The 1,600-nt window shown below is 70.9% G+C and carries 2 protein-coding genes; both read right to left on the reverse strand.

Annotated elements, in window-relative coordinates; all coding sequences use genetic code 11:
• Positions 1–59: 59 nt before the first annotated feature.
• Positions 60–194 (reverse strand): hypothetical protein, encoded by a 135-nt coding sequence (locus tag H305_RS55935; protein ID WP_267880823.1) that lies wholly within the window; start codon positions 192–194, stop codon positions 60–62.
• A 1,215-nt stretch (positions 195–1,409) separates the two neighbouring features.
• Positions 1,410–1,600, reverse strand: a 191-nt coding sequence (locus tag H305_RS49130) for a hypothetical protein (protein WP_037767548.1), incomplete at its 5' end; no start/stop codon positions are given.

The raw sequence follows: 1,600 nt of genomic DNA on the forward strand, positions 1-1,600 counted from the left end.
CACGACACCCGGGTTGGGATGTGGTGCGGGTCGAGGCTGTTCTGGGGCGGCTCGCAGCGTCAGTGCGGGGCGGTGGCGCCGACCTCGGTGCGTACAGCGTTGATGAGTACGAGGTCCGCCTCCCAGGTGGCGGCGGTCTCGAAGGTGTCGACGACTGTGACCATGCGGGTCAGACCGTCACGCCGGTAGGGCATGCGAAGGACCGCCGAGCGCCATGCGCTGACGGCCGCGCCGGCCTTTGCGTCACGCTCGGGGCCGGGGAGACGGTGGTGCGGTGGGCCATCTCGCCCTACGGCTTCGGCAACCATGCACGAGGTTGTCGGCGGTGTAATCGTGTGGCTGGTCGGGGTCTTTGGCCTGCTCTGACGGTCCCTCAAGCGTGACCGTGGGGTGGGCGCAGCGTACGGCAGGCCTGCCATACGCTACGAAACTGCCGTGCTGATCGGAGTCCTCAGGGAGTGACGGTGACGTGCACTTTCGATGGAATCGGCGCTGGAGGTGGAGAGTGGGTGTGGGTGTGCCGAAGAGTGATGACTACGCGAGGACCAGTGCGCGGTTGACTGTCTGGGGCTGTGTTGCCGGGCTGGTCGTGGTCCTGGTCATTCCGGTGACCGTGCTGGTGACGGTCCTCTTGTTCGGCATGCCGGTCCCGTAGAGCTGTCGGTTGCCCGGCGGTCCGCCTTGTCGTTGTGCGGGTGGCGGGTGGGGTGGCCGGTCGACAGCCGTCGCGTCGATGAGTGGCTCTCTGTGCCGTCTGCGTCGGCTGTGGCGTGCTGTGCGCCGGCTTCGACGTGCCGGTGTGGCTGTTCGGCGGCGCGGTGCGGCTGGTCCTCACGGCTCTCGTCGGCGTGGGCCGGTGCCGTGGGGATGCCGGCCTGCTGTGGGATGGCGGCCGTGGTCGTCGGCGGCGCCGCGGCGGTGTGGTTCGTGGCGGAGCCGGCGGGGCGGTTGCTGTCCGGGTCCGCTTCCCGCCGTGGAGGTGGAGGCGCCGTCGCGCGCCCTTCCGGGGACGTGAGGCTCGGCGGGGCGCCGGCCGACCGGGCGGTGGTGCCCGTATCACTCGGCTCGCGGGCGGCTGTTGACGGCATGGTTCACGCGGTTGGCGGCAGCGCCGCGTCAGTGCTTGGTGGCACCGTGCGCGCGCGGCATGGGCTCGTCGAGTCGTCGGCCTCGCGGGGCCGGCTCAGACGGGGCGGTCAGGCGGATGCGGGGAGGGCGGGGGCCCCGGTGCGGCGGTGGCGGCCGTTTGCGGGCGCGGCCAGGGTGGAGGGGCGTTCGGCGGCAGGCTGTCCACGGTGCCGGCCGGCACCGAAGTCCGTTGCCGGACGACGGCGGCGAAGGGTTTTGAGGGTGCGGATCTGCTGCTTCATCATGTTCTCTGTCCGGGTGTTCTTCGGAGCGGATCCTGCTCAGATGCCGCGGGGGCCCTCGATGACGCGGATGGTCCAGAGCTGGTCGAAGTGCCAGCGGTCGAAGGCGTAGGCGTGCTCGTCGGTCTGGGCGATGGCGGTCCACTGTCCGTGGTGGCGGTGGTAGACGCGGTGGCCGTCGTAGCGGAGCTGGTGGCCGTTGTCGTCGGAGCGCCAGTACGCGTAGCCCG

It is taken from the genome of Streptomyces sp. 142MFCol3.1, from assembly GCF_000424945.1.
Classification (GTDB): domain Bacteria; phylum Actinomycetota; class Actinomycetes; order Streptomycetales; family Streptomycetaceae; genus Streptomyces; species Streptomyces siamensis.

Excerpts from the sequence above, each read along its gene's own strand:
- H305_RS55935 (WP_267880823.1), bottom strand. The coding sequence starts at position 194 with ATGCCCTACCGGCGTGACGGTCTGACCCGCATGGTCACAGTCGTCGAC.